A 26,563-nucleotide genomic window follows, 5' to 3' on the forward strand; every position below is an offset into this window, starting at 1 on the left:
ATCCTCCTTCTATTCCGTTATATCTAATTTGAATTTCAAACTCGCTATTATATTTTTGTACTCTCTTACATCTTTCATCGGAACGAAAACCGGGTTCTCTGCAATGCTTTGTAGCATGCTTCGCTTTATAATCTCTTCATTTCTAACTGTTTTAGCACCAAGTGGAAATTCTGCAAACCATCCATCAATCGCATCAAAATAGGAATCGCCGTGTAAATGCAGGCTATTTACTGTGAAGCTATTCGTACAAACCGCTGCATATTTCCGTAGCATTTCTAATGAACCTTCAAAATTCCCTTGCATGCAATATACTTGTGCAGCAGCATAGTATACTTTTAAAGTCATATTGGGATGTAACGTTTCTAATTCATATATATCTATTAATATAAAAGCTCTATTTAAAATTACCTCTACTTTTTCAGCGCTTGAAGCATTTACTACTACATAATTCGGTATTGTCCCAACGAGTTGTATTAAATGTTGATACATACTAATTTGCATCACTTCATTTGCCTTCTCAGCATTTCCAAGCATTTGATACGCCTGTGCGATTAGATCTCCCTCTGGAAAGTTAGGACGTATCGTTTCGCCAAGTAATTGAAGCACCTCATTTGGTCTATTGAGTATAAGATAGCAAGTTGCTTGAAACGATGCCGCCTCTTTCACAAGAGAAACATCGTCACTTTCTTCCTGCACTCTGCTAAAGAGATTCATTGCCTCTTCTAAAATTTCAATTCCTCTATCCGTGTCCTCTGTTAACATGTGATGATTAATAAAAAGTATTCCTATTTGAATTAATAATGGAAAACAAGAATAATATTTTTTGATTATTCCCCTGCACTCCATTATTACTTCATCAAACGGTTCTTCACTAAAAGCTTCGGCTAGTCGATGATATAAATTTTTAATATCTTTCTGCTCCATTTGTGGTGTATAACTAATTAGTTCATCAATACTTATGTTAAAGTACGATGCTAATAGTGGTAAAAATGTAATATCCGGATAACTCTGCCCCGTCTCCCATTTGGAAACAGATGCCTTCGTAATACCGATATACGCCGCTAACTCTTCCTGCGTAATTCCCTTTTCTTTTCTCTTATTCGCAATGATTTTATGAATATGAATCTCTCTCACTGTATCACCTCATACTTTTATTATATGTTTTATATTTCACACAAAATATGGATTTAAATTCGACTTTCATTTACAAAATCAACTGTTAGGAAACATCTGTCTAAAATCAAAGGCAGGAACATATTTGATATGTTCCTGCCTTTTTAATGTCGGTACCGCTACATAGCCATCTAGCTAAGATTTTGAAGTGCTTCAAAATCAAACATTTCATCTCATCACAGTTTTCTATGGGAATCCAGTGAACAGCTTATTTACATAATTTTCGATATTGGAAGTAAATTTAAGTTGTTTTTAAAGTAGGTATACCTAGTAGAAATTGTTGAATTGTGCCCGTTTGTTAAAGTTTAATTTTCATTATACTTTTTGTACTGAGTCCAGTGCTTTTTTTAATTCATCTGATTTTTGAGTGCCGATTACTACTGTGTTATATTGCAACTTTAACTCTATACCTTTATTTCCATTCATGTTATAGGCTTTTTCATTCTTAAGGTTAAAACGAATTCCCCATCCTCCAAATCGTTTTATTGGACTGTAAGTAATGCATTCATAATGATGTATATCTTTGAAAAGGTACTGCTTATATTGAAAATGAAAAGGAACAAAGCGGACATAAAGACCTTTTTCACGGACCTCAATGATCAGTTTCAATACTCCAAGCATTAATACAGGAAAGGCAATCCCGAACAACCACATAACAATTAAGACACCATTAGAAGCTGGTTTATCTCCAAACGGGATATCAAGAATAATTTGTTGAATAAATCCATACCACATCAGCATGGAGATCCCTAATATGATTATCCATACCCAAATTGGGGATCTCTGAACCTCACGAAAGATGACTTGTTCTTGTTGTTTCATTAATGATTATAACCTCCTAAAAGGTTTATTTTTTCTCACTCATTTTAAGCCGTTTTGCACTTCCAAAAAATGCGCTCCCAATTATGAATATAACGGAAGAAAGATACATTGTTATCCCTGAGTATTTATTATCAAAAATTGTGAAATTAAGTAAATTAATGAACATCATCAATATAAGTGCTATGTACAATCCATTAATATATTTCATTTATCCCCCCCCCTTTACTTTTTTGAAAACCCCTATGTGATAAATAGTGGTTTCTAAAGGTATTATTCAGAATGCCCTTTTCCCTATTTTACCATTTTATAGAGTTGATATGTTGTTTGTTTTCGGTTGAATATTGTATAAACACTCGGTTAACATAACGTCTCATGATCAGTAGCAAGAAAAAAGGATAATCCGTCCTCATAATGGACTAATTATCCTATAAATCTTTATCTAAATTTAATAAAACAAGAACTTCTTTTCCTATGTATCATTACTTCGTTACCTCACCAAACTGCGCTCTCGTCACTTTCGCCAAGTCATCTACTTTAAGCTCAATTTGTATTCCAATTTTCCCGCCACTTACTATCATCGTTTCAAGTGATTGGGCACTTTCATCAATACATGTAGAAAATAACTTCTTCATTCCGACTGGTGAACAACCGCCACGAATATATCCTGACACTTTCGTAATATCTTTCACAGCAATCATTTCAATCTTCTTTTCACTTACTGCTTTTGCGGCAGCTTTTAAATTTAGTTCCTCATCTACCGGAATAATAAACACATGATAATTTTTACTATTCCCTTGAGCGATTAACGTTTTATATACTTCTCTCACTTCTCGTCCAATTTTCTCGGCTACTGATACGCCATCAATTTTCCCATTGTCTGGATCATATGACATCATCGAATATTCAATTTTTTCTTTATCTAATATTCGCATCGCATTTGTTTTATCTTTTTTCATAACGTTCTCCTTAAAAGGTTATTTCATATTATTAAGTTTTATTATACACCCTTTTCCATTTCTCCTACATAACTTCACGTATATTTCAAAACTAAAAATATTGATAATTCAAAAATCATCTGATATAATTTGGAAAAACTTATGTTAAGGAGAGATTTGTAATGCGAATTTTTAATACTTCTTTCCAACTTCATCATCATACGTAACGCCGTGTATCCGAAGAAAAATTTTTCTTCGTGGGTACAGGGCTTTTCCTGTTGACCCACGAAGCGTTCATAAAGCTATGTGGGTATTTTTATACCTGCATAGCTTTTTTTAATTTAAAAAAGGAGTGATTACAATGGAAATGAAAAATGTAAAAGGGACAAAAGACTATTTACCAGAGGAGCAAGTGCTGCGAAATAAAATTAAAAGGGCTTGTGAAGATACGTTTGAACGATACGGATGCAAACCGTTAGAGACACCGACGTTAAATATGTATGAGCTTATGTCTTACAAGTACGGCGGTGGCGATGAAATTTTAAAAGAAATATATACACTTGAGGATCAGGGAAAACGTGAGCTTGCCTTACGATACGATTTAACTATTCCATTCGCAAAAGTTGTGGCAATGAATCCGAATATTCGCCTCCCTTTTAAACGTTATGAAGTTGGGAAAGTATTTCGAGATGGCCCCATTAAACAAGGAAGATTTCGTGAATTTATACAATGCGACGTTGATATAGTCGGTGTAGAATCAGTCATGGCAGAAGCGGAACTTATGAGCATGGCACTTGAGCTGTTCCGAACGTTAAAATTAGAGGTAACAATCCAATATAATAACCGAAAATTGTTAAATGGTATTCTTCAGGCCATTAACATCCCTACTGAGTTAACAAGTGACGTAATTTTATCATTAGACAAAATCGAAAAGATTGGGATTGATGGTGTACGAAAAGATGTATTAGAGCGCGGAATTTCTGAAGAAATGGCTGATACGATATGTAATACTGTATTATCTTGTCTAAAGCTTACAATTGCTGACTTTAAAGAAGCTTTCAATAACCAACTCGTTGCCGATGGCGTAAACGAATTACAACAATTACAGCAATATTTATTCGCTCTCGGAATAAATGAAAATACGATATTCAATCCGTTTTTAGCAAGAGGACTCACAATGTATACTGGTACCGTATATGAAATCTTTTTAAAAGATGGATCGATTACATCCAGCATCGGTAGCGGCGGCCGTTACGATAACATTATCGGAGCATTCCGTGGTGATAATATGAACTATCCAACAGTCGGTATTTCATTCGGTTTAGACGTTATTTATACAGCACTATCACAGAAAGAAACGATATCATCTACCGCGGATCTATTTATCATCCCACTCGGGACAGAATTACACTGCTTACAACTTGCCCAGCAATTACGTTCTACCACTTCCTTAAAAGTCGAACTAGAACTAGCAGGACGCAAATTAAAACGTGCCCTTAATTATGCCAATAAAGAGAATATCCCTTACGTGCTTATTATTGGGGAAGAAGAACTTAGTACAGAAACCGCTATGCTGCGAAATATGAAGGAAGGTAGTGAGGTGAAGGTCTCCCTTTCTTCTTTAAGTAGTTATTTATAATACGAACCACCCTCGTTTGGGTGGTTTTTCTATTTTATAGATAATCAATAATTAGTTTACATAAAAAAATTATAATCTATTTAAAACTAAAAATATATAATATCCAATTACCTGTTATTTTTAGTAATATATAGATATATATTGTTTTAGGAGGATTTACTTTGAAAACTTACATACAAGCACTAAAGTGGATCACAGGAATCTATCACCTTTTATTAATTCCTTGTTATTATTTATTTCCAAGTCTTGTTAACCTATATGGGATACCTTTACTACTATTGATTACTTTACATATCACTACTTTTTTATTAGCTAAACAAGCAGGCATGAATACGTACACTCATTATATAGGTATTATCGTTACTCTAGTTGCCTTCTTTCCTTATATAGAAATCCTTCTACATATTATAGCAGCCATTTTCCTTTTATTAGATGCTGCTTCTATGAATGCAAAAGAAGTTTGTGATTCATAGATGGATAAAATGAAACTTTAATCCATAGAGTTTTGAGATAGGTTGGCAAAAAGGATTTACTTTTTAAGTAAACCTTTTTTCATTTTTAATTACTTTCCTTACTCAAGACTAATAAAAGAATATTCTGTTTAATTTTTATAAATTTCTAAATATTTATAATACATTCAAATTAACATACATTTTAGTTATGTAAAAAATCTAAGTTTTAAGGAGATGAATCCATGCTGAAAAAGTTGGTAGCAGGTGCATTATTAACTGTTTTGTCGTTAACTGGAGGACTGGGATCAGTATCAGCTAGTACCGAAAAAGATTATACGATTTCCTCTTTCGAATATGTAACTGTAGATGAAAAGACTGTTGATTCGTTTAACAAATTGAGTGCTCCATTAAAGGAAGACGTAAAAATAACGTTAGTTCTACCGAAACAAAATCAAAATGGAGACTGGTTATCTTATGGATTTTCGAGCAAAGAAAGTTTAGAGTCTTTTATTGAAAAAGATAAACAAAGGTTGAATAATTCAATCACTCCCCTTGGTGTTGGAGGAAGCGGACCTGGTAGTACAGACTTCTATAAACTCACAAATCAAGGTAGCGAGTATTTTTCTCTAAGTAGCGGTTATAAAAACTTGTCTGCTAGTTGGCAAAATCAAATTGTTTCTGTACGTACAGCATCCCCTACCGCTAGCTATTCAACAACACTATGGGAACGTACTTCAACTGAAGGATATGGAAAAGGTGTTGTTTTTAAACATGCTGATTGGTATGGTCAAATTGCAAACTTAAATAACTTTCCAACTTCAGCAGTTGAAGTTAAAAAGTAAAAATATAGAAATAAAAGGTGTTTTCACGTATGGAAACACCTTTTATTTCTACAACTATTTCACATATCTCGTCTATACCAATTTCAACTCTTAATTATTATTTTTCGTATTCCTACTCTCCAAAACCTTCTCCATATTATGAGTTGCCCACTCCATCATTAATAAAATCATTGGACGAAGAGATTCACCAAGCTCAGTTAATGAATATTCTACTTTTGGCGGCACTTCACGGTATACTTCGCGATGTATGATGCCATCTGCTTCAAGTTCTCTCAGTTGCAGTGTTAACATTCTTTGTGTGATATTTGGTTTTAATCTTTTTAATTCATTAAACCGCTTTGTACCATCTAATAAATGATACAAAATTACCCCTTTCCATTTCCCTCCAATCACCTCAACCATAGCTTCAACTGGACAAGAATATTTATTTAAAAATGGGTAATTTATATTATTTTCGTTTGGACAATCCATAATAAATCCCTTCCCTTAACATTAGTATCTTTTTTGATACTATACCACATAAATGTGCGTACTTGTATCTATGTTACTTTAAAAATATAATTTACTTACAAAAATAAATTCATGAAAAGAGGAACTTTTATGAAAAATACAAAAGAAATTACAAAAGAAAAAATTATGGAGGCTTTTCATTTCAGACATGCATGTAAAGAATTCGATCCTATGCACAAAATTTCAGAAGAGGATTTCAAATTCATTTTAGAAACAGGCAGATTATCTCCTTCTTCTTTTGGATATGAGCCTTGGAAATTTATTGTCGTACAAAATAAAGAATTAAGAGAAAAACTACAACCGTATTCATGGGGCGCTGGTGGGCAACTTGCAACAGCTAGTCATTTTGTTATTGTTCTTTCAAGAAACATTAAAGATATGCATTATGATGCAGAGTATATTAAATATATGATGAACGATATTATTGGATTGCCTGAAGACACTCAAAAAATTAGATATGAATTCTTCAAAAAGTTCCAGGAAACAGATTTTAACTTATTACAATCCGATCGTGCTGTATTTGATTGGGCATCCAAGCAATCTTATATCGCTTTAGGTAATATGATGACGAGCGCAGCTCAAATCGGTATTGATTCTTGTCCAATAGAAGGATTTGATAAAGAGGAAGTAGATTCTTTACTTCGTCAAGAAGGCATTATACAAGGCGATAATCTTGAAGTATCAGTTATGGTTGCCTTTGGTTACCGTAAAGAAGAGCCAAAGCGTGATAAAACAAGACAGACTATGGATACAATTGTTGAATGGATTAAGTAATATAGCACAGACAAATAATGCTCCTAATAGCTGTATACTCATACTAAAGAAGAATCAATTGTTTTCTTACGTATGAATTTGGTTTTTCATGGAAAGATATGTTAGTATGTATACAGTTTGAGTGCTCTATTTTTAGAGTCGAACAGGAGGAGAATGAATATGTCTGATATTGAAGTTGGCGAAGTGTTTACTCTTAGTGATGAGAATAACGAAGAGCAAGAAGTAGAAGTACTTGGAGCGATGGATGTCGAAGGCGCAGAGTATATTGCAGTTGCCTTTGTTGAAGATATCCAAACAGAAACTGAGGAAGACATTGATATTTTCTTTTTAAAAGTAGAAGAAGATAATGAGTTTTCATACATTGAAAATGATGAAGAGTTTGATAAAGTATCTGCTGCTTTTGATAAGATTTTAGATGAACAAGAACAAGAGTAAACACGAGGGGGATGCATATCCACCCTCTTTTTTTATTCATCACTCATTCAGTGATTTATGCAGTAACTCCAGTACATCTTTCATCGCAAAAGGTCCATCTTTTTTAACATGCTCCGCAAATTCTGAAACGAGACGTAATGTTCTCACACTTTCGATTGGATGTTCTCCTGATGCACTTTCAGCTGAAAGCATAACTGCATTCGTCCCGTCCAGTACAGCTTGAAACACATCAGTCACCTCTGCTCTTGTTGGAATAGAATGATCTACCATAGATTGAAGCATTTGTGTTGCTGTAATGACATATGTATTCGTTCGATTACATTCCTGAATCATCATTTTCTGTAAAAGCGGAATGCATTGATACGGTAACTCTACTCCTAAATCGCCCCTTGCAATCATAATTCCATCTGCTTCTTTACATATATCTTGAAAATTCTCGATTGCTTCCATCGTTTCTATTTTTGCAATTAAATTAGGTGACGTTTCTTTATACTGTTGTATAAAATCTCGTATTTCTTTTATATGACTAGGTTTTCTTACGAAAGAACATGCGATAAAATCAACATTCTCCTCTAAAAGAAACTGAATATCTTTTTTATCTTTCTCTGTAATAGCTGGTAAACGAACAGCCGCATCTGGTAAATTAACTCCTTTATGAGATGAGATATTGCCACCTGTTTTTACCTTCGTTTCTATTTTGTCCGTACTTATCTTTTCAACAATTAATTCAACTTCTCCATCATTAATTAAAATTCTACTGCCTACTTTCACATCATTCGCAATTCCTTCATAATCAACACTCGCTTCTGTATTACTCCCTGTAACTGGTTGTGTATGTAAAATAAAAGAATCTCCTGCCTGAAGTTTAATTTGCCCTCCTTTCACTTCACCTAATCTTATTTTAGGTCCTTGTACATCACCCAAAAATTTAATAGAGTCATCTAATGATTTCACTAAACGAATGATGTCTTTATGACTTTCATGCGTGCCATGCGATAAATTCAGTCGAACAATTTTCATACCATTCTTTATTAACTGCGCTAATGTTTCTTTATTATTACTTGCGGGTCCAATTGTACAAATTCGATCGATTTTCATTTTTGTCACCATCCTTTTTTTAATAAGTTTCCCATATGAACTTAAAAATAACAGAGATTCTGACATGAATAGATTTAAATTTACATGAATTTCATAAAATTAAACCTGTATCCCTTGCTGGCTAAGCATTAGAAGATATATTCGCTTTTTTGCAAATGAAGACATGTTGAATCGAAAGTAAAAGAAAAGTTAAGTATGGGATAAACCATTGAGAGTTTCGAAATTTTCATATATTGTATGAATTGAGTTCGAACTCAAAAATTTAAAAAGGTGGGAAAATTAGTGAATATGAAAAAATCTTTATCGGTGACAACTTTAGGGTTAGCGGTTTTAGGTTTTGGTTTTACTAATAACGCAAGTGCTTCAGAGGTCGATACTGTAGACAGGCAGCCCGTTTTAGTTGACTTTGATACAATTCAATCAACAAAAACATCTAGTGTTCCTAGTTTGACTGTTGCAGCTGCACCTAAGAATGACTCTAACATTAGCGTATATACTCCCTTTTTTGGTAACCCATATGCAGTTGCGAAATCGAAATCAACTACGACCGAAGACTATGTTTATGCAAAAGCAAGAACTTTCAATGGCGATGGCTCATTAGTAAATACGAAAAGTAATAGTGCAAAAAAATCATCCTTTGTAAGTGCTACAGCGACCAACACAAGCATTTATTATGGAGATGATTACGCTATCGGTAATCATACCTATAAATTAAGTGGTTATAATGATGTGAATCACGAAACAAAAGCCTTCTGGTAAGAAAGAGAAAAAAGATATGCATCTTGCATATCTTTTTTCTCTAATACTTTACATATATTGAGGTGCTATTTATGAAACAAATATATATTATTATCGGTGTTTTACTCATTTCATTACTTACAATTTATATTTTGTTCAATACTTCAATCATACAACCTCATCCACCTTCTAAAGAAAATAAGAGAGAGCAACAAACCAATACTATTTCTTACGGATTGAAGGATAATCAAGGCCAACATATTAACAACGGTAGTACAATTACTAGTGAGGATAATAAAATTAATGTATCATTATCATTCGTACATACTATTAACGAAAACCGAAAATATGGATTAATTGTTCTAGAAGATTACGAACAAAAACCTTTTAAAATAGAAGATACTACTAATGAAATATCACACTATTTTTTTGATATGAAGCCAAACAGTTCAATGACTACGAAAATCTCTTTACACACTTCTCCTAATGCAAGTGAATTAACCTTTTTAATAATTAAAAAACCTGAATACAAATTAAAAGATAATAACTTAAATAAAGCAGCTATTTTAGAAGACATTCTAAGTATGCGATACTCAATGCATCCTCCTCAGAAAGAAAGCGAAAAAATAAAACTCTCCCTTATAGATCCAGATGCTATTTTAAAAGATGGTCTTTACGAACCATTATTTGTTACGAACCGTGAAGAGAACTTACAAACTGTCTTCTTTGAAAAGGAAGGCAAGCAATTAACCCTATCAAACGGTAATGAAACGAATGATGAAATGACTTACGCAATCGTGGCTTTTAAAGATTGGAAACAAGTTGAAATATTTAACAATAGAAAAGTCGTTTATACTAAAGTTGCACCTGAAACGAGGCAAATCTTTAATTTCATATTGCCTTCAGTGGATCAGGAAAGTAATTTTCAACTCGTCGCTTTTCCATTTCCTTTTAAAGTTAGCGAAGAAGATTATGTCAGTCAACAAGCATTCAGTTCTTTTCGCATCGTAATTGAAAATGAAAATAAATAAGTTATACTATGCACAGTATAACAACCAAAAAAGCCTACTGACACGAGTAGGCTTTTGAAACTACGAAAGTTTCGTCAATAACTGATTTAAATCTTTTTTCGTTTTCGTCGTTAAAGATTTCATTTTATTAATATCGATTTTTTCTTTCTCCGCTCCTACAATTAACGGATACATACTTTGACCGATTGTTTTAGAATCCGTCGGATGTGATGCCTCTAGCTCTTTTTCAATCACATCCCACTTTTCATTAATTTGTTTGCCAAGCTTATTCACTGTTTCCAATTTCGGATTAGCAGCTAACTGCTTGTCCAAGCTATCAATTAATGCTACAACTTCTTTAACATTCGTTTTCACAGCAACACTTTTCTTCGGATCTTTCGTTGTCTTTCCGTTATTGTTTGTGCTTGTACTTGTGCTTTGATCTGTTGTTTTCCCGCTAGTCGTTTGATCATTCGTTTTTCCTGTCGTCTCTTTTTCTTTTGTTTTTACATTTTCGTTTTGAGTTGACGTTTTGCCGTTACTTTCTGTCCCTGATGATTCTTTCGTATTTTTTACATCCTTATCTGTTTTTTCATTTGAAGAAGTATTTGTTTCTTTTTCAGTATCTTTCGTTGTTTTTGACGCTTCATCTGCACTTGTCGTTTTTGCTTCTCCATCATTTTGCGCAGTTACTTGCTCTTTCTTTTCCGTTTCTTTATCTGCTGAAGGACTACAAGCTGCCATAGTAAGCATTGTACCAATTGTTATCGATGCGATAGCGACCTTTTTCATTTTCATATAAATCCCCCTATGTTTTACATAATTTATCCTCCCCTTTACGATTCGATTCCCCCTTAAAAAATCCCTTTTCATACGAATTATCATCTTTCCGACAGTAATCTTCATAATAATACGTACAAAAACTGATAAACTCATTTTAATATTCGAGTTTCTTCTACTTCATTTTTCTACTTGCAAGTAAAAGAAAAAGAGTATATTGTCACATTAAGAATTACTATCTTCATATGACGATATACTCTTCTATCAAATTTTTATCTTTCTTGACATTTTATTTATACAAAAAAATAAAATTTTCTTTCGTTTTTTGTTTCTCAACATTTGTTAACATAATATTTTTATGAATAACCACCATTCGAGTGAATGACTTGCCCAGTAACCCATTTCGCTTCTTCACTTACTAAAAAAGAAATTAAGCGCGCAGCATCCACCGGTTCTCCTACTTTACCTTGCGGGAACTTCCATACTAAATGATGCTTCAGCTCCTCTGTAATCCATCCTGTATTCGTCGGTCCTGGATCTACAGCATTCACTGTAATCCCCTTCTCCATCGCAACTGGTGCTACTGACTTTGTAAATGCTTCAATTGCCCCTTTCGTTGCTGCATATGCTAGTTCATCTGGCATTGGACCTACTGACTGTCCTGAAGTAAGATTAATAATACTCCCGCCCGTTTTAAGTGAATAATGTTTTATAAACAATGAACTTAATAGCATAATAGCCCGAACATTAACTGTATAATGTTTATCCAACTGCTCTACATCTAATTCCTCAATTCTCGTATGAGTAGAATATACTGCATTATTAACTAGAATAGATGGATCACCTAACCGTTCTGATACCATATAAAACAAACGATTTGGCGAATAAGACTGCGATAAATTGATTTCTGCCATTTCACATCGAACATCGTAACTTTCAATTTCCTTTTTCAGCAAAAAGGGTTCTTGATCACTCATTCCCCATGGCATCGCTTTATCATACTTTGGCCAGTACGTGAAAAAAATGTCTATCCCCTTTTGAGCAAGCACCTTGCATACAGCTGCACCAATTCCATTCAGACGAGTTGCCCCTGTTACAATTGCTATTTTCTTCACCTTTTTCTCCTCCATCTATACACAGATCCCCTGCATGAATACAGAGGATCTATCTTCTTATTGAATATTTGACAGTATACGTTCAGCACCTAATTTTAACATTTTAATAAAGATATAATTTACAATCGTAAACATTACAAATAAAACGATAAACATAACCCACAGTCCGACATGAAGGAAGAAGTATAATACACTTACTCCCCCCACAATAATTAAAGCTATTAAAATATTAGCTAAAAAATTCCATAAAGTTGTATATCGACTTTTAAATAATTTCTGCTCTGTATCCCAATGAATATCTGCAGTTTGTGCGTCCCAGCGTGTTCCAATTAAATTAATTAACAGTAACCCGTTCGCACTTAGTAAAAACCACAGTATCATAAAGACTGGAGAAATCCCAGCTACAACTGCCATCGTAATACCGAATACTGCTAAAATGATTACATTAATTAACCAAGCAGTGATTGCTTTCGCAAAAAAGATATCCGCAGCCTTTACTGGTAAATAACGATTCACAAACCAAGAGTTTCCATCTCGCGAAAATGACGTTGTTGCAATGACGTTACTCCCCATTAAAAATAACGATGCACAAAGGCCAACACCTATTGCAAATCCCGTTGTCTCTGGATTGTTAATATACTCTGTAATAAACTTTAAATTTCCATCTTGCACAAATAAAATAAAGAACAACATAATTGGCATAACGAAAGTTTGTACAATGCAATTTAAGAAAAATTGTGGTGTACGGAATAACGTTTTAAATTCTTTTTTCACATACGCTTTTAAATGCGAACTTTGTACTGTTGATTTCTGTAAACCTTCCGCCGAAATAACTTGTTTCTTTGCTGTACTCGTTGAAAGTCCAATAACCCCTTTTAAATATGTACGCTCTGCTATGTAATAAAACAACACAAAGAAGACAAATGAAATAACTGCAAAGATTATTACATATAAAGGTCCCTTCCAATTTGCATTTTCTACTAATGCCACTGCTCCAAAATATGTAGTTGGAAAATAATTTGTCATTTGTACTAAAAGAGAAGATTGATTATTTACAAGGTATTCCGCAGCCCCATCTCCAGAAAACGCACTTTTATTTCTCCACTGCATAAATACGTTAATTCCTACAATAAATAATATACTTACGATTCCAATAAATATATTTCCTCGATCTTTATTTTTCGCTATATTTGTATACCTCATAATAATTGTCATCAGTAACGAAGCTAATACTAACGGCACGATTGGGAAGAGTAAGTAAATAAAAATCATATATATGTAATATGTAATAAATGCGCCACTTTTTAAACCGTACGTAATGAAGATTGGTAATAAAATAAATGAACTCATTACGTATTGTGTAATTAATACCGTTAAAAATTTTGCCGAAATAATTTGCGCTGGTTTTAATGGTAACGGCAGTAACATTTCAATATCATTGCTGTAGTAAAATACAGTTAAAATGTTCGTTATACTCATTAAAAATACCCATATACTCGCAATCGCAAGTCCCATTGCAATAATCATTCCCGGCCCTTGCCCTAATTGTTTCAAACCTTCATACATTCCGTGCGTCATCGAACCAAATATTAAAAATCCAACAAATAAAATAGCTGCAAATGAAAATAAATACGCCCATCGCTTCTTCTTATCTGCTATAAAATCTGCGTAATTTAACTTTAATAGTACCTTCGTTAACGTCCAAATTTTACTCATTGCCCGTCATCTCCAAGAACATTTTTTCAAGTGATTCATTGGATTTAAAATGATCTCTCATTTCATCTAAATTTCCTTTAAACTGCAAATTCCCCTTATTAATAATAGCAACCCGGTCACATATTTTTTCCGCTACTTCTAATACGTGCGTAGAGAAAAATACAATCTTTCCTTTATCCGCATGTTCTCTCATCATTTCTTTTAAAATATATGCAGATTTCGGATCAAGCCCTGTTAACGGTTCATCTAAAATCCATACATCTGGTTCATGCACGAGCACACCAATAATAACGATTTTTTGTCTCATACCGTGCGAATAACTTTGAATTTGATCAGATAATGCATTATAAAGATCAAACTTCTTCGCTAAAGACTCTATTCGTTCTTGTCTTACTTCCTTCGGCACTTCATACATATCAGCCATAAAGTTTAAATATTCAATTCCTTTTAAACGTAAAAACATATCTGGGCTATCCGGCACATAACCAAACGTCTTCTTTGCTTCCATCGGCTCTTCCATAATATTTTTTCCATTAATCGTAATAGTCCCTTTGTCCACCCCGTGAATGCCAGTAATCATCTTAATTGTCGTGGATTTACCCGCACCATTTGGTCCTAAAAATCCAAAGATTTCGCCGCTAGGTACAGATAAACTTAAATCTTTTACTGCATAAGTAGACCCATTATAACTTTTTGACACATTCGTAATTTCAATCATTCCATCCAATCCTTTCCTTAATTACCAAATAACTATATTGATATTATAGCATACTTCCATTTTAAGATTTTTACATTTTTCAGTTTATTTAACCTTTAAAATAAATATACACCCCTAATCCAACAACTAAAACGACAGCTAGTATAATATAAATCATTGTTAATCGTTTAATATTCCCCTTTGTCGCTTTGCTATAATTTGCATCACCATTCCGCCCAATTAACACCGTCGCAATGACAGTAATCACTACAAGTAATACAACGATCATGATCCAAGTTAGCATTTCTTCCTCCCCCTCCTTACAACCATTTTACAATATTATCCTCTTTATTTCGCAGCATATTTCCTCTTTTTACTATTATTATGAAGCAAACTGGAAAACTATTATTACCATTCCTATCCAATTGTGATATATTTGTAACATAACGTGACTTATTTCTAACAACGTAAGGAGGACCTATCATGAAAACAACTTGGATAAAATATTTAGGATTTCTCGGTTTCTTCGGTTTCCTCGGATTTTTTTATGAAAAAGGATTGTTTACTATGTTCTGTTTCTTCTCCTTTTTCACATCGTATAGAACAGTTCAACACGATGAACTGTTTGAACAAATTGTCAATAAATCGTGTCGCAATGCATTTATCGTTACATTACTAACTACCGCTATCATTATATTTATTGAAATGTTATTTCCAAACCCGGCGCTACAAGAAATTGATATCGCTCTTATTTTCGGCACACTCATTCTTACGTTCGGTTTTTCTATGTTCTTTTATGATAAACCTGTTGATGAAATGGAAGATGCACCATGGCGTTCGTAACGAAGATAAAAGAATACCGCGCAAAATTGAACATGACACAAGAAGATTTAGCGAAGCAAGTTGGTGTACGGCGTGAAACAATTAGCCACCTTGAAAAAGGTAAGTATAATCCTTCATTGCAACTCGCTCACGATATAGCGAAGGCACTTCATAGTACGATTGATGAGATTTTTATTTTTGAGGATAAATAAAAAATACCGTCATTCTTTCCAAGAAGAATGACGGTATTTCTCATAGATTATCCATATAAAACCGCATGAAATACGCCTAATAGTAAGTATTGATCCTCCATGTAATCTCCATCATATGCATTCATCTCGATGTAATACATATCTTCCTCAAGACGAATGTTCCAATCTGCGATTAAATAGCCTTTTCGTAATAATTTTCCCATTCCAAATGAAGTTTTATGAACAACATATTCTTCTGCCTTATATGTAAAGGTAAATATAAAATTTGCATCCAATAACTTTCCGTCACATACAAGTATTTCATGCTCTGCATCATTATTATCGATGTACGTTACTAAAATCTTTCTTTGGCGCTGCCTACTTACATCCTTTGCAATGACGCGAATATTGCCCTTACTATCCTTTATTTCATAAATGATATTACTACCAATTTTCGGAATGAAGTCCAGCACTCTCATCAACGTATTTTTATAATAACCCCGTACTACGCCTACTTGCTCACTTCCATTATAAAACTCTATCGGCGTCGTATCTGCTTTGCTATCACACGGTCGTTTGTAAGAGAGCTGCATCATTCGCTCTCCTCTTAAGTACTGATCAAACGTCACAGGATATTCTATCATGCGCAGTTCTTTATTTAGCTCATACAAATAGTGTTGAACACTCTCTATTAATGTTGTAGTAGATATAAGCTCTTGAAGTTCAAATTCTTGCCAGCTGGAAGAAACATTCCATTGATTATGATCCTCTTCATAGAAGAAACCAAGAATTACCTCTTCACGGTCAGCCGTTTCATATTTCATAGGTACGTTCTGCCCGTGTTGAACTTGTTCCATCCACTGACCTAAATAAATGCCCAGCTCCGCAACCTTCATACATGATTTTTGAAAAAATACGCTGTCACTCGCGCAAATCGTTACATCTCCTTCGATAAAGCCCTTTGAATAAGCATCATACCGTGGCTCATCCTTCTGCGGGAGATTCTTGTCTAACTCAAATAAAAACTTTAACATTCTTTATTCACCTCTAGTTGTTACACTAATCATACATGACATCGCATCACGCTAGGAAACTATTTATATACGTATATTTAATTCACGCATTATAACACGTGAATGACCTTGTATAGTAGCTCTATTTTTTCGTTCTATATCTTAGTATATGAATTTATATGAGCGATTTTTCAAATATATCTATCGCAACTTACAATATATCAACGATTTTTTCAATATATCGATTTTTCGACAAATATCAGCATGATTAAAATGAAGCTACCTTTTCTTCCGCCACTTCTACAATTTCTAAAATTTGTAGAAGACTCTCCACTTCATAAGTCGGGTTAACATCTGTCCCGTTTTCTTTCAAACTCGGATTATACCAACACGTATCAATGCCGTAATCTTCTCCGCCTTTCATATCAGAAGTTAACGAATCTCCAACCATTAGTACGCTTGATTTATCAGTAATCCCAAACTTCTCAAACGCATAATCAAAAATCTCACGTGCTGGTTTTTGATGACCAACTTCTTCAGAAATAATAATGTGATCAAAGAAATTACATAAAGGCGAATTTCCGATTCTTGATTGTTGCACCTTCGTATATCCATTCGTAATAATACCTAACTTGCAATCTTGTAGATTTTCACATAATTGTACTGCGCCTTCTATAAGATGTACTTCCTTCCCTAAATTTTCAAGGTATACATCACTAAATTGCTGCGCATCTACGTCTATATTATGAATTGCAAATAATTGTCTAAATCGCTCTACGGCTAATTCACTTAGCGTAATCATTTTATTTTCTAAATCTCTCCATAATCCATTACTAATCTCTTTATAACTTGCAAGATAATCATTATACCCTGTAGACATACCAAACTGTACAAACGCATTATGTAATGCGTGTCTTTCCGTTTTTGGGAAATCTAATAATGTATCATCTACGTCGAATAATATAACTTTGTATTTCATGATGTTTTTCTCAACTCCTATATTCTCATAGCTTAATTATAACAACAATAAGAAAGGGAGGCTAATTAAAACCAGCCTCCCTTCTTTTTACTTTTCTTCCAGCAGTAACTCTTTCATTTCCTCTAACGACTCTTTCGTAAAGCCAAGAGCCCTTTCAGCGTATGCTTCAACTGATCCGTATTGCTTTTGAATTTCACCAATCGCAGCTTGTAAATATTCGGCGCGCGCTTCAAACATTGCACCTAATATCGCTCTGCTCTCATCGTTTTGTAATTTCGCACCTAAAAAGGCCATCATTTTTTCATTTAACTTTTCACGGAATCCGTTACTTAATAAGTAATCTTCCATTACCGTTTTTTCCGGTACGCCTAGTAAAAGTAATAATAATGCTGAACCAAATCCAGTACGATCTTTTCCAGCTGTACAGTGGTTTACTAACGGTAAGTTTTCCGGGTTTTGCGCTAAGTTTAAGAAGCTCACGAATGCCTCGTTTCCACTTACGAAATCTTGATTCATTTTCACAAGATACTCACCTGGTTTTCCTAACATAGAAAGGTCACCAACTTGGAAAAACTCATTTATATTTAAGTCTTTCGCTAAGTCTTGCATAACTGGTAAGCACACTTGACGAGCACCTGTAATTTCTGGATTCGGCTTATGCTTCACTTCAAAGTCTGTACGGTAATCACAAATTAACTTTAAGCCAGACTTTTGTAAATACGCAATATCCCATTCTGTTAGTCCTGCTAATTCTTCAGAACGGTATAATTTGCCCCATTTCACTTTACGGCCTTCAGTCGTTTCATATCCACCCATATCACGGAAGTTAAACGCACCTTGTAATGGCAATCTACGCTCAGCTACTGTCACTGCTTGTCCATTACTTCCTACTAGTCTAAAATATGGACGTTCATTTTCACTCGGGTTTTCAATTGTATATGATAATTCTCCATTTACAGTTGCAAGTAGTTCTCCATTTTCTTCAATACGATCTGGTGAAGTACTCCAATAAATACGAACTTCTTCTATATTATTTTCCCATTTTATTTGTAACGTATTATCTTCATTTCTCTCTACAGTTGCTTGTAGCCAATTTCTTTGCTGCTCCATTCTTTCACCAACGCTTTCTCTTATAGTCAAATCTTACTCTATTTTATTATACAAATATCTACTTTGTCGTTCTCATTTTTCTTTTTATCTTACAAACAGGCGAAAAGTTCTTTTACTTGTTCAAAATTTGTACACGGGTTCCCACTAGATGTGTCCCAGGGTATATCTTAAAACTCCCTCACATACCGCTCAGTACAACTCAGCAACTGACATCCGTTCTTTTCAAAAACATCCTTCATCCACTCATTTTGTATATTTGTCTCACCAATATAATAAGATGCACCTATTTCCTTTAAGACAAACATCGCACCTGCAAATAGTGCAGCTTCATATCCCTTGTTACGTATATTTGGAGTAACTGCGAAGTACATAAGTTTCCCTTCTTCTAACGTACCTCTTTCAATATGCGGGATTACAATTCCTATCGGCTCTTCATCGACACTCGCTGTTAAGCAATGTTCTTTCCATTGCTCACCAATTTCTTGTAGCATCATATGCACAAATTGATCATGAGCGACTGGTTCTCCCGTCGCTTCATTCCACAGTGAATAAAAAGCCTCTTCCCCTACTTCTTCAATAAGCTTAAAATCAATTTCACTTTCTGCATCTTCTACTTCATATATATCTTTAAATACAATCATGTTTTCCGTAACATATTCAAATGAATACGTTTCAAAACATTTTTTATACACATCATAATTTGGACTTTTTGAAGAGATTTCAAAATGTAGTTTTTCTAATCCACCTTTTTTAGCTTCGGCAACGCAATACTGCATCATTTCCTCTAATTGCTCTTCTGTAAAAATCTCTGCATTATTTTCTTTTATCATAATAGAAGAAGCACTTCTTCTTATTTTAAAATGTTTTTCTAACTGTTCTATCGTCGTCATATTCTTCCCTCATCTATATCATACTCGAATTTCTAATCGTTCTCCTTGCATGAGCAGGATTGTCCTTGAATATATAGAATACTAGAAAAGATCGCATCTTTAAAGTGCGGAGGAGGTTCTCCAGTGGATATTACAGCATTGCAACAACAGTTAGAGCTTATACAACAAAATGACTATACGCAACTGCAACATATAGACGTAAATGAGTTAACTTTGAACATGCTTCAGTATATCGGAACGACTGATAGCTACGTTCGTTACCAACTTATATATAAATGTTTTGCGCATTTCATTCATCATGAATTCCTTATGGACGATCAGCTGAAATTACTTCTGCAAACTTGTTTAAGTGATGAGTATTTATATTGTGACATTTACTCCCCACATACAGATGGGGTTTTCACACGTTCTTACACTGTTTCGTTAATTGCGTTAATACTCCAATTCGCTAATTCGCACTACTTTTGTACAGAGGAGGATATCAAAGAAATAAAAAATAAACTCATTACTTACACAAACTTAGAAACAGATTTTCGGGGCTATATCGAAAATAAAGGATGGGCTCATTGTCTTGCTCACGTATCTGATGCCTTTACTGAAATTGTTCATAATACGTATACCACTTTTGAATGGTACGAAGAATTAATTCATTGTTTATTAAATAAAATCTTTATTCCATCTGACCTTTTTCATAATAACGAAGATGAGCGCATCGTTACTCCATTACTAGCAATGCTGTATCATGATTTCCCTCAAAACGAGTTAATTTCTATTATTCAAAAAAAAATAAAAAGGCTTCCTCAAATTAGAAAACGCCTTTCGCTTACTGAGTATTGTATTTTATGTGCCAATATTAAAACCTTTTTACGCACATTATTTTTCAGAACGAAAGATGACCATAACTTAGCCTTTACAGCACGTAAAACAGAAAGAATGTTAAAAGAACTTCCTAACTATTATTAAATACAAGGAGCAATGACATGGGTTATATTGAAGATATGAGAAATCTAGTAGGAAATCATCCACTTATTTTAATAGGATCACACGCCATTATATTAAATGAAAAAGATGAAGTATTGCTGCAGCTCCGTACAGATTTTAAACGCTGGGGCATTATTGGCGGTGCCCTAGAATATAACGAAACGTTAGAAGATGCTTTAAAACGAGAAGTGTTTGAAGAAACTGGACTTATTATTAAAGAGCCAGAATTATTCCGTACATACTCAGGACCAGACTTCTTTCAAATCTATCCAAATGGTGATCAAGTACATGGTGTACTCGTTGTTTATATTTGCCGAGAATTCCACGGTGAGCTTGTATGCGATCAAAGGGAATCGAAAGAATTACGCTTCTTTCCGCTTGATGAGTTACCTAGTAATCTTCATCCAGTCATTGAGAAGATTCTTCGCGATTTTCATCAATCCAATAAAAAATAGAAATCAAACAACCTCATTTCCCGTCATTACAACGTGAAATGAGGTTGTTATCGTTCACCGTAAATCCCTATTTCCCCAAAATGATATTAACGCTCTCTTTTTACAACTTTATATCCCTTTATAAAAAGGATAGTTATATAAGAAACAATAAATGAAAGAATAGTATACATGCCCACCCAAAAGAAAAATGCTGGATCGTGCACTGTAACATTTAACATAAGAAAAATAAGAAATGTTACTATTGGCATCACATAAAATCTACCTACTTTATATGCTCCAGCTATTGAAACAATACAAACAAGCAATGGATATATACAGAAAATAAAAATGATTTCACTCAACATTATGTCCCCCTTTCTGCAGAAATAATAGGTTTCTCGTACACATTTTGGGGAACAACAAAATTTTATTTTTTATCAATTATTAGTTAATATAATGTTAGATTGTTATCTCAATCTGATTTCCTTCAGGATCACTTACTACACTTTCATAATAACCATCCCCTGTAGTACGCGGCCCGTTTAACACTGAGTATCCTGCTTCTCTTAATGTATTAGTTAATTCGTTCACTTTTTCTTTACTATCTACTGAAAAAGCAATATGCGCATATCCTATTGTTTGTGTTTGTACTTTCTCGTCTATCCCTACCTGCTTCATAAGTTCTAGACGCGCACCGCCTTCAAAAGTTATGAAATAAGATTCAAACTGCTTTTTCGGATTGTGATATAAGCTATTTTCTTCACCACCGAAGTACTGTTTATAAAAATCACGCATTCTTTCTAAATCATTCACCCAAATTGCTACATGTTCAATTTTCATAATCGACACCTTTTCTTTTATGTTATTGAACTGGCAATTGGATGCTTCATTGCCAGTTCATTTAATTTTCTTTATTTGTTCTCGTAATCATAAGATCAAGTCCAAGGCTTTTTAACCCATATAAATAATCTTCTTTCCAGTTGCTCACTGTTATTTTCGGAATATGTTCTGCCGGAATGTACTGCGGACAACTTTTTACAATCTGATCTATTACAATTTGGTTCACTTCATCATCACAGAAGATGAATCCATGAGGGTTAATAATAGCTATACATGTAGCTATTAAACGAGTAATAGCATCTATATTATATTCCTCTGGATTATTCGAATCTTCACTTCTCAAAGCTTGCAAGAAATTTTTATTATCGTACTGCGGGACGAAAGATATCTCTCCTGAGAAAAATGTGCTTCCGCGTACGACATCTCCATTTACCATAATCCCCGCACCTGGGCCATTTTGACCTGAATACAAATATACAAGAGAGGAATTTTCATTGTTTCCAGTATTTTTATGATAGCCGAGCACTGCAGCATTCATATCGTTTTCTATTACTACTGGTATAGAAAACAGTTCCTCCAAGTGACTTTTCAAATTAAAATTTTGGAACTTTTCATATCCAGGAATATAGAAAATACGCCCATTATCGACAGCACCAGGAACACCAATTGAGATTGAACTTATCTTTGGAAACGTAGCTATAAGACTTTCTATATGTTCTGTCAATACACTTAGACCCGTATCAATTAATGCACTTGAAGTACTGCCTTGTTCTTTTACTTCCCCTAAACAGTTAAAAATTGTATAGTTCGTCTCATTTTTTTCTAAAAATATCGCTAAACCTAACATATATTCTGGATTATATTCATATCGTTTTGCTCTTCTTCCACCACTTGAATCATCTAAACCGGCTAAAGTGACTTCACCGTCTTGTTTCATTTTTTCTATAAATTTACTTATCGTTGGAAAACTGATTTCTAATGTATTACTAAGTTCAACTTTCGTTGCACTACCTCGCTCTAGAAGAGCTGTACGAATGCCGCGAAGGATCGTCTCTTTAATCGATTTTTGAGTAACAAATTGTTCACTCAAATCGCTCACCACCTTAATCAACATACTTATTAAACACTTTTAATAAGTTGCGTTGACAATATATCATACATCATTTTCTAAAGCAATAGAGATGATATATTTCTACTAGCGGCACTCCGTATTTAACTCGATGCATTCTCTCTCATAACAGACGATACAATTCCAGACAAGATAACAAATAATAAAACAGCTAGCAAAGCATTACGTATTCCGAATGCTTCTCCAAGTATTCCTAAAAATGGTGGTCCGACTAAAAACGCTGTAAAACCGATGATAGAAACTGCAGCAACATTAGAAGTCGCATTTTCACTGTCATCTCCAGCAGCAGAAAGCCCAATCGGGAAACCTAACGCGGCACCAATCCCCCACAGTACTACACCAAGTGCTAGAAAATATGAGTTACTCCCAAATATGACGATTGTCATTCCTATAATCGCCATCATAATAGTAGCACGCATAACCGCGACACGACCGAATCGATCAAGAAAATAACTACTGCACATTCGAGCTAATGTCATTGCCAATACAAAAATAGTGTACATAATAGAACCTGTTACTACACTTTGCTCATGTCCATCTACCATCACAATAGGTAGCCAATCATTTGCACTCCCTTCTGCAAATGCCATTCCAAGCACGAAAAGACCAAGTAAAAGCACCCTTCTTTCCATACGTAAGGAAGTATGCTTCGCTCGCTTTTTGTTCCGCGATTTCTCCTTCTTTCCTGTTCCATGCGGAAGAAAACGATACAACATACATACAAGTAATACAAACATGACCGAAATCGCAAGAAATTGATACAGAATCGGGATGTGAAGCGAGATGGCGGCAGAACCACTAAGCGCGCCTACTAAAGTTCCTATACTAAAAAAACCATGGAATTTCGGAAGAAGAGTTGTTCCTAATTTCTGCTCAATGGCAGAACCTTCTACATTCAATGCGACTTCTGCTAATCCATATCCTACTCCAAATACTAGTAAGCTACCAAAAGCCCCCATACTAGAAACAAAATAAATAGTAATACCTAAACAAAGCAATCCAACAATCATAAAAAACATACTGCCTATAATAACGTCTCTAGCTCCCTTACCGTCAATAAAATGACTTGCACTTAGTAAACCAATTATTGAACCGACAGATAATCCGAACAAAATCCAGCCCATTTCTGCATTTGACACTGCTAAAATATCTCGAGTAGCTGCTGTTCTAGAAATCCATGTAGCAAATGCCACACCTGGCAAAGCAAATAAGAGGAATAGAGCATTTCGAGAGACAAGTAGCGTCTTTGTATCATTTTCCGCAAAATCTTTCTTCATATGAAACACCTTTTACTCTTCTATCGTTTTAATAACTTTAGCTGGGTTACCACCAACAACTACATTATTAGGTACATCTTTTGTCACAACTGCCCCTGAAGCAATTACAACATTATCTCCAATTGAAATACCAGGGTTAATAATAGCGCCTCCGCCAACCCAAACATTGTTACCTATCTTTACCGGTTTTCCATATTCTTTGCCAGAGTTTCGTTCCACCGGATGTAATGGATGAGTAGCAGTATAAATGTGAACACCAGGTGCAAACATACAATTATCACCAATTCGAACTTCACAAACGTCCAAAATCACACAATTGAAATTTGCGAAAAAGCTCTTTCCGACATGAATATTGTAGCCGTAATCACAACGAAAATCAGGATTAATTTGGGATTTCCCATCAGCTGAAGAACCTAAAAGCTGATTTAACAACGTAAAACGCCTCTCATCTCCTGTCTCCATCGCCTCGTTATAAAGGCGTGTTAAACGTTTTGCCTCCACCCTATCAGCCACCAATTCTTCGTCATCAGCAATATACATTTCTCCTGCCACCATCTTTTCTTTCTCCGTTTTCATACAATCCTCTCCTTTTTTATTATATGGGATGCACTTATTAAATACCTTTAATAAGTGCCTTTAATTAAACTTATTAAACACGTTTAATAAGCAACCCTATATTAGCATACTTTTTCATATATGCAACTAATAAGTTCGGAAAAGAAGTGCGAACTCCTTGCTCTACGTATCGATATAAAGAATAATTTATATCGAAAAACGAGGGAACGCTCAGCGCCCCCTCTCAAATCCAATCCGTTTTTTAATTTCCGCTAAATTTACCTTCGCGATTTTTCTTGCTCGCTCAGCACCTTTTTCTAAAGCTTCGTATAATAAATTCGGCTCATTCATATACATAGTATATTTCTCACGAGGTCCAGCTAACTCACGATCTACAACGCGAAATAACTCTTTTTTCACATCGCCCCATCCGATTCCAGCCTCATACTTTTCACTCATCGACTGTATTTCATCTTCCGTCGCAAATTCTTTATAAATCGTAAATAACGTTTCTAGTTCTTTCGGTTCATTTGGAAGTGAAGAATCTGTTTTGATTTTAAATATTAACTTTCGTAGTTTTTCTTTCTCTTCAAATAATGGGATCACATTCCCGTAACTTTTACTCATCTTTCTTCCATCAAGTCCTGGTAATATTGCTCCTTCTTCTTGCACTACATACTCCGGAAGTGTAAATGTCGTGCCGAATGTATGATTAAAATACGTCGCAATATCACGTGCAATTTCAATATGCTGAATTTGATCTTTCCCAACTGGTACATGAGTAGCTTGAAATAGTAATATATCCGCCGCCATTAAAATCGGATACGTATATAATCCCATATTCACTCCTGCATCTACCTCTAAACCCGCTTCTTTATTTTGCTCCACCTTCGCTTTATACGCATGAGCACGGTTCATAAGACCTTTCGGAGTTAGGCAAGCTAAAATCCAAGCTAATTCTAGAATCTCCGGCACTTCTGTTTGCCGATAAAAAATAACATCTTCTCCAAGTCCAAGCGATAACCAAGTAGCTGCTACCTCTTTCGTATAACTGCTGAACTTCTCTGGATCATGAACAGCATTTAATGCATGATAATCAGCTATAAAGTACAATGCTTTTCCTTCATTATTCTTTGACATTTGTAATGCAGGTTTAATCGCACCAATATAATTTCCTAAATGCGGATAACCTGTCGGCTTAATTCCTGTTAACATTATTTTCTCACTCACACTAACTCCTCCTTTCTCAAAATAAAAAGAGCCTCTCATCCTTAAAAAAGGACGAGAGACTCCCGCGGTACCACCTTAATTAGCTATCATTATAGCTCACTTCAACTTCTTAACGTGAAGTAACCGTCTTTACCTACTCATTTCAGTTAGAAGCTCCAGAGCCCATTCCATATTCATCCCTTACTGATTTCCACCACACATCAGCTCTCTAAAAAGTTTCGAATATGTACTCTTCTCTTTCATTGCTTTTTCGTTATTTTTTACAGTTTATCACATTTCACTTCCAAACAAACCCTAATTTTCTATTTTATATAGCAGGAATTTCCACTTCAATTGTCTAATGTTATATAGGTTTGTAGAAATATTCGAAACAACT

The 26,563-nt window shown here is 34.4% G+C and carries 32 protein-coding genes and 1 other annotated feature; of the genes, 11 read left to right on the plus strand and 21 right to left on the minus strand.

Translation table 11 applies throughout. From position 1 onward, the window contains the following. Positions 1 to 9 precede the first annotated feature (9 nt). From MHH27_RS16875 to ybaK, 4 genes are all read right to left on the minus strand, one after another. Positions 10 to 1,134 carry a helix-turn-helix domain-containing protein gene (locus tag MHH27_RS16875; protein ID WP_098250786.1) on the minus strand — a complete coding sequence of 375 codons (1,125 nt, stop codon included), beginning with the start codon at positions 1,132 to 1,134 and terminating at the stop codon, positions 10 to 12. Between the two features lie 354 nt (positions 1,135 to 1,488). Next, positions 1,489 to 1,995 (minus strand): DUF6141 family protein, encoded by a 507-nt coding sequence (locus MHH27_RS16880; protein ID WP_335466116.1) that lies wholly within the window; start codon positions 1,993 to 1,995, stop codon positions 1,489 to 1,491. Between the two features lie 25 nt (positions 1,996 to 2,020). After that, complete coding sequence (locus MHH27_RS16885) at positions 2,021 to 2,203, minus strand: hypothetical protein (protein WP_000875160.1); 183 nt, start codon at positions 2,201 to 2,203, stop codon at positions 2,021 to 2,023. Positions 2,204 to 2,474: 271 nt separating this feature from the next. Next, the gene (gene ybaK, locus MHH27_RS16890; RefSeq protein WP_340943442.1) at positions 2,475 to 2,951 is read right to left on the minus strand and encodes a Cys-tRNA(Pro) deacylase; all 477 of its coding nucleotides are present in this window, start codon (positions 2,949 to 2,951) and stop codon (positions 2,475 to 2,477) included. Between the two features lie 340 nt (positions 2,952 to 3,291). On the opposite strand from ybaK, the gene MHH27_RS16895 reads away from it, so the two are divergent. The 3 genes from MHH27_RS16895 to MHH27_RS16905 all read left to right on the plus strand — a co-directional run bounded on the left by MHH27_RS16895 (position 3,292) and on the right by MHH27_RS16905 (position 5,863). After that, complete coding sequence (locus MHH27_RS16895; RefSeq protein WP_340943445.1) at positions 3,292 to 4,569, plus strand: histidine--tRNA ligase; 1,278 nt, start codon at positions 3,292 to 3,294, stop codon at positions 4,567 to 4,569. A 161-nt stretch (positions 4,570 to 4,730) separates the two neighbouring features. After that, positions 4,731 to 5,042, plus strand: coding sequence for a hypothetical protein (locus tag MHH27_RS16900; protein WP_097822599.1), 312 nt, complete (start codon positions 4,731 to 4,733; stop codon positions 5,040 to 5,042). Positions 5,043 to 5,263: 221 nt separating this feature from the next. Further along, positions 5,264 to 5,863, plus strand: coding sequence for a hypothetical protein (locus MHH27_RS16905; RefSeq protein WP_000914418.1), 600 nt, complete (start codon positions 5,264 to 5,266; stop codon positions 5,861 to 5,863). A gap of 90 nt (positions 5,864 to 5,953) precedes the next feature. Here the strand turns inward: MHH27_RS16905 and MHH27_RS16910 are convergent, their stop codons facing one another. Then, the gene (locus MHH27_RS16910; RefSeq protein ID WP_097822597.1) at positions 5,954 to 6,334 is read right to left on the minus strand and encodes a winged helix-turn-helix transcriptional regulator; all 381 of its coding nucleotides are present in this window, start codon (positions 6,332 to 6,334) and stop codon (positions 5,954 to 5,956) included. A gap of 129 nt (positions 6,335 to 6,463) precedes the next feature. Between MHH27_RS16910 and MHH27_RS16915 the strand changes: the two genes are divergently transcribed. After that, on the plus strand, positions 6,464 to 7,147 hold the full coding sequence (locus MHH27_RS16915) for an NAD(P)H-dependent oxidoreductase (protein WP_098015239.1): 684 nt from the start codon (positions 6,464 to 6,466) through the stop codon (positions 7,145 to 7,147). 153 nt (positions 7,148 to 7,300) lie between these two features. Next, the gene (locus MHH27_RS16920; RefSeq protein ID WP_025118598.1) at positions 7,301 to 7,582 is read left to right on the plus strand and encodes a DUF1292 domain-containing protein; all 282 of its coding nucleotides are present in this window, start codon (positions 7,301 to 7,303) and stop codon (positions 7,580 to 7,582) included. 39 nt (positions 7,583 to 7,621) lie between these two features. On the opposite strand, the gene MHH27_RS16925 is transcribed toward MHH27_RS16920, so the two are convergent. After that, positions 7,622 to 8,680 (minus strand): pyruvate kinase, encoded by a 1,059-nt coding sequence (locus tag MHH27_RS16925; protein WP_340943451.1) that lies wholly within the window; start codon positions 8,678 to 8,680, stop codon positions 7,622 to 7,624. A gap of 282 nt (positions 8,681 to 8,962) precedes the next feature. Here MHH27_RS16925 and MHH27_RS16930 point away from each other — a divergent pair, with 282 nt between their 5' ends. Beyond that, the gene (locus tag MHH27_RS16930; protein WP_001056360.1) at positions 8,963 to 9,439 is read left to right on the plus strand and encodes a hypothetical protein; all 477 of its coding nucleotides are present in this window, start codon (positions 8,963 to 8,965) and stop codon (positions 9,437 to 9,439) included. Between the two features lie 71 nt (positions 9,440 to 9,510). Next, positions 9,511 to 10,449, plus strand: a complete 939-nt coding sequence (locus tag MHH27_RS16935; protein WP_000810149.1) for a hypothetical protein — start codon at positions 9,511 to 9,513, stop codon at positions 10,447 to 10,449. Positions 10,450 to 10,509: 60 nt separating this feature from the next. On the opposite strand, the gene MHH27_RS16940 is transcribed toward MHH27_RS16935, so the two are convergent. The 5 genes from MHH27_RS16940 to MHH27_RS16960 form a co-directional block, all read right to left on the minus strand. Beyond that, on the minus strand, positions 10,510 to 11,226 hold the full coding sequence (locus tag MHH27_RS16940; RefSeq protein ID WP_258131435.1) for a hypothetical protein: 717 nt from the start codon (positions 11,224 to 11,226) through the stop codon (positions 10,510 to 10,512). Positions 11,227 to 11,564: 338 nt separating this feature from the next. Next, on the minus strand, positions 11,565 to 12,323 hold the full coding sequence (locus MHH27_RS16945) for an SDR family oxidoreductase (protein WP_090977657.1): 759 nt from the start codon (positions 12,321 to 12,323) through the stop codon (positions 11,565 to 11,567). 57 nt (positions 12,324 to 12,380) lie between these two features. Then, positions 12,381 to 14,039 carry a putative ABC transporter permease subunit gene (locus MHH27_RS16950; RefSeq protein ID WP_090977564.1) on the minus strand — a complete coding sequence of 553 codons (1,659 nt, stop codon included), beginning with the start codon at positions 14,037 to 14,039 and terminating at the stop codon, positions 12,381 to 12,383. Further along, positions 14,032 to 14,757, minus strand: coding sequence for an ABC transporter ATP-binding protein (locus tag MHH27_RS16955; RefSeq protein WP_000570204.1), 726 nt, complete (start codon positions 14,755 to 14,757; stop codon positions 14,032 to 14,034). The genes MHH27_RS16950 and MHH27_RS16955 overlap by 8 nt, the downstream gene beginning before the upstream one ends. Before the next feature lie 88 nt (positions 14,758 to 14,845). Beyond that, positions 14,846 to 15,040, minus strand: coding sequence for a hypothetical protein (locus MHH27_RS16960; RefSeq protein WP_000958863.1), 195 nt, complete (start codon positions 15,038 to 15,040; stop codon positions 14,846 to 14,848). A gap of 179 nt (positions 15,041 to 15,219) precedes the next feature. Between MHH27_RS16960 and MHH27_RS16965 the strand changes: the two genes are divergently transcribed. Beyond that, on the plus strand, positions 15,220 to 15,579 hold the full coding sequence (locus MHH27_RS16965) for a DUF3796 domain-containing protein (RefSeq protein WP_000859208.1): 360 nt from the start codon (positions 15,220 to 15,222) through the stop codon (positions 15,577 to 15,579). Next, complete coding sequence (locus tag MHH27_RS16970; protein WP_000896294.1) at positions 15,567 to 15,770, plus strand: helix-turn-helix transcriptional regulator; 204 nt, start codon at positions 15,567 to 15,569, stop codon at positions 15,768 to 15,770. The genes MHH27_RS16965 and MHH27_RS16970 overlap by 13 nt, the downstream gene beginning before the upstream one ends. Before the next feature lie 47 nt (positions 15,771 to 15,817). Here MHH27_RS16970 and MHH27_RS16975 read toward each other — a convergent pair whose 3' ends face one another. From MHH27_RS16975 to MHH27_RS16990, 4 genes are all read right to left on the minus strand, one after another. Continuing rightward, entirely contained in the window at positions 15,818 to 16,783 is a 966-nt protein-coding gene (locus MHH27_RS16975) for a tubby C-terminal domain-like protein (protein ID WP_072939108.1), read from the minus strand. Between the two features lie 247 nt (positions 16,784 to 17,030). Then, the gene (locus MHH27_RS16980; RefSeq protein ID WP_090977561.1) at positions 17,031 to 17,741 is read right to left on the minus strand and encodes a YjjG family noncanonical pyrimidine nucleotidase; all 711 of its coding nucleotides are present in this window, start codon (positions 17,739 to 17,741) and stop codon (positions 17,031 to 17,033) included. 87 nt (positions 17,742 to 17,828) lie between these two features. Further along, complete coding sequence (locus tag MHH27_RS16985; protein WP_098015245.1) at positions 17,829 to 18,851, minus strand: tyrosine-protein phosphatase; 1,023 nt, start codon at positions 18,849 to 18,851, stop codon at positions 17,829 to 17,831. 167 nt (positions 18,852 to 19,018) lie between these two features. After that, complete coding sequence (locus MHH27_RS16990; protein WP_110497063.1) at positions 19,019 to 19,741, minus strand: GNAT family N-acetyltransferase; 723 nt, start codon at positions 19,739 to 19,741, stop codon at positions 19,019 to 19,021. A 123-nt stretch (positions 19,742 to 19,864) separates the two neighbouring features. Here MHH27_RS16990 and MHH27_RS16995 point away from each other — a divergent pair, with 123 nt between their 5' ends. Further along, the gene (locus MHH27_RS16995) at positions 19,865 to 20,704 is read left to right on the plus strand and encodes a DUF2785 domain-containing protein (protein WP_098015247.1); all 840 of its coding nucleotides are present in this window, start codon (positions 19,865 to 19,867) and stop codon (positions 20,702 to 20,704) included. 17 nt (positions 20,705 to 20,721) lie between these two features. Next, positions 20,722 to 21,177: an NUDIX hydrolase gene (locus tag MHH27_RS17000; RefSeq protein WP_097924193.1), complete on the plus strand. Its 456-nt coding sequence runs from the start codon at positions 20,722 to 20,724 to the stop codon at positions 21,175 to 21,177. An 86-nt stretch (positions 21,178 to 21,263) separates the two neighbouring features. Here MHH27_RS17000 and MHH27_RS17005 read toward each other — a convergent pair whose 3' ends face one another. The 6 genes from MHH27_RS17005 to MHH27_RS17030 form a co-directional block, all read right to left on the minus strand. Next, the gene (locus MHH27_RS17005; RefSeq protein ID WP_098015291.1) at positions 21,264 to 21,518 is read right to left on the minus strand and encodes a YbeF family protein; all 255 of its coding nucleotides are present in this window, start codon (positions 21,516 to 21,518) and stop codon (positions 21,264 to 21,266) included. 97 nt (positions 21,519 to 21,615) lie between these two features. Then, positions 21,616 to 21,996: a VOC family protein gene (locus MHH27_RS17010; RefSeq protein WP_000687573.1), complete on the minus strand. Its 381-nt coding sequence runs from the start codon at positions 21,994 to 21,996 to the stop codon at positions 21,616 to 21,618. A gap of 61 nt (positions 21,997 to 22,057) precedes the next feature. Then, positions 22,058 to 23,086: an ROK family transcriptional regulator gene (locus tag MHH27_RS17015; protein WP_000003038.1), complete on the minus strand. Its 1,029-nt coding sequence runs from the start codon at positions 23,084 to 23,086 to the stop codon at positions 22,058 to 22,060. 122 nt (positions 23,087 to 23,208) lie between these two features. Further along, entirely contained in the window at positions 23,209 to 24,402 is a 1,194-nt protein-coding gene (locus MHH27_RS17020) for an MFS transporter (protein ID WP_098566734.1), read from the minus strand. Positions 24,403 to 24,414: 12 nt separating this feature from the next. Further along, positions 24,415 to 24,978, minus strand: coding sequence for a maltose O-acetyltransferase (locus MHH27_RS17025; RefSeq protein ID WP_090977552.1), 564 nt, complete (start codon positions 24,976 to 24,978; stop codon positions 24,415 to 24,417). Positions 24,979 to 25,188: 210 nt separating this feature from the next. Beyond that, positions 25,189 to 26,187, minus strand: a complete 999-nt coding sequence (locus tag MHH27_RS17030; RefSeq protein WP_098236396.1) for a tryptophan--tRNA ligase — start codon at positions 26,185 to 26,187, stop codon at positions 25,189 to 25,191. Positions 26,188 to 26,231: 44 nt separating this feature from the next. Beyond that, positions 26,232 to 26,439 (minus strand) — a binding site (T-box leader). Between the last annotated feature and the right edge of the window lie 124 nt (positions 26,440 to 26,563).

It is taken from the genome of Bacillus sp. FSL L8-0152 (genome assembly GCF_038006365.1).
In the GTDB taxonomy this organism is placed as follows: Bacteria; Bacillota; Bacilli; order Bacillales; family Bacillaceae_G; genus Bacillus_A; species Bacillus_A cereus.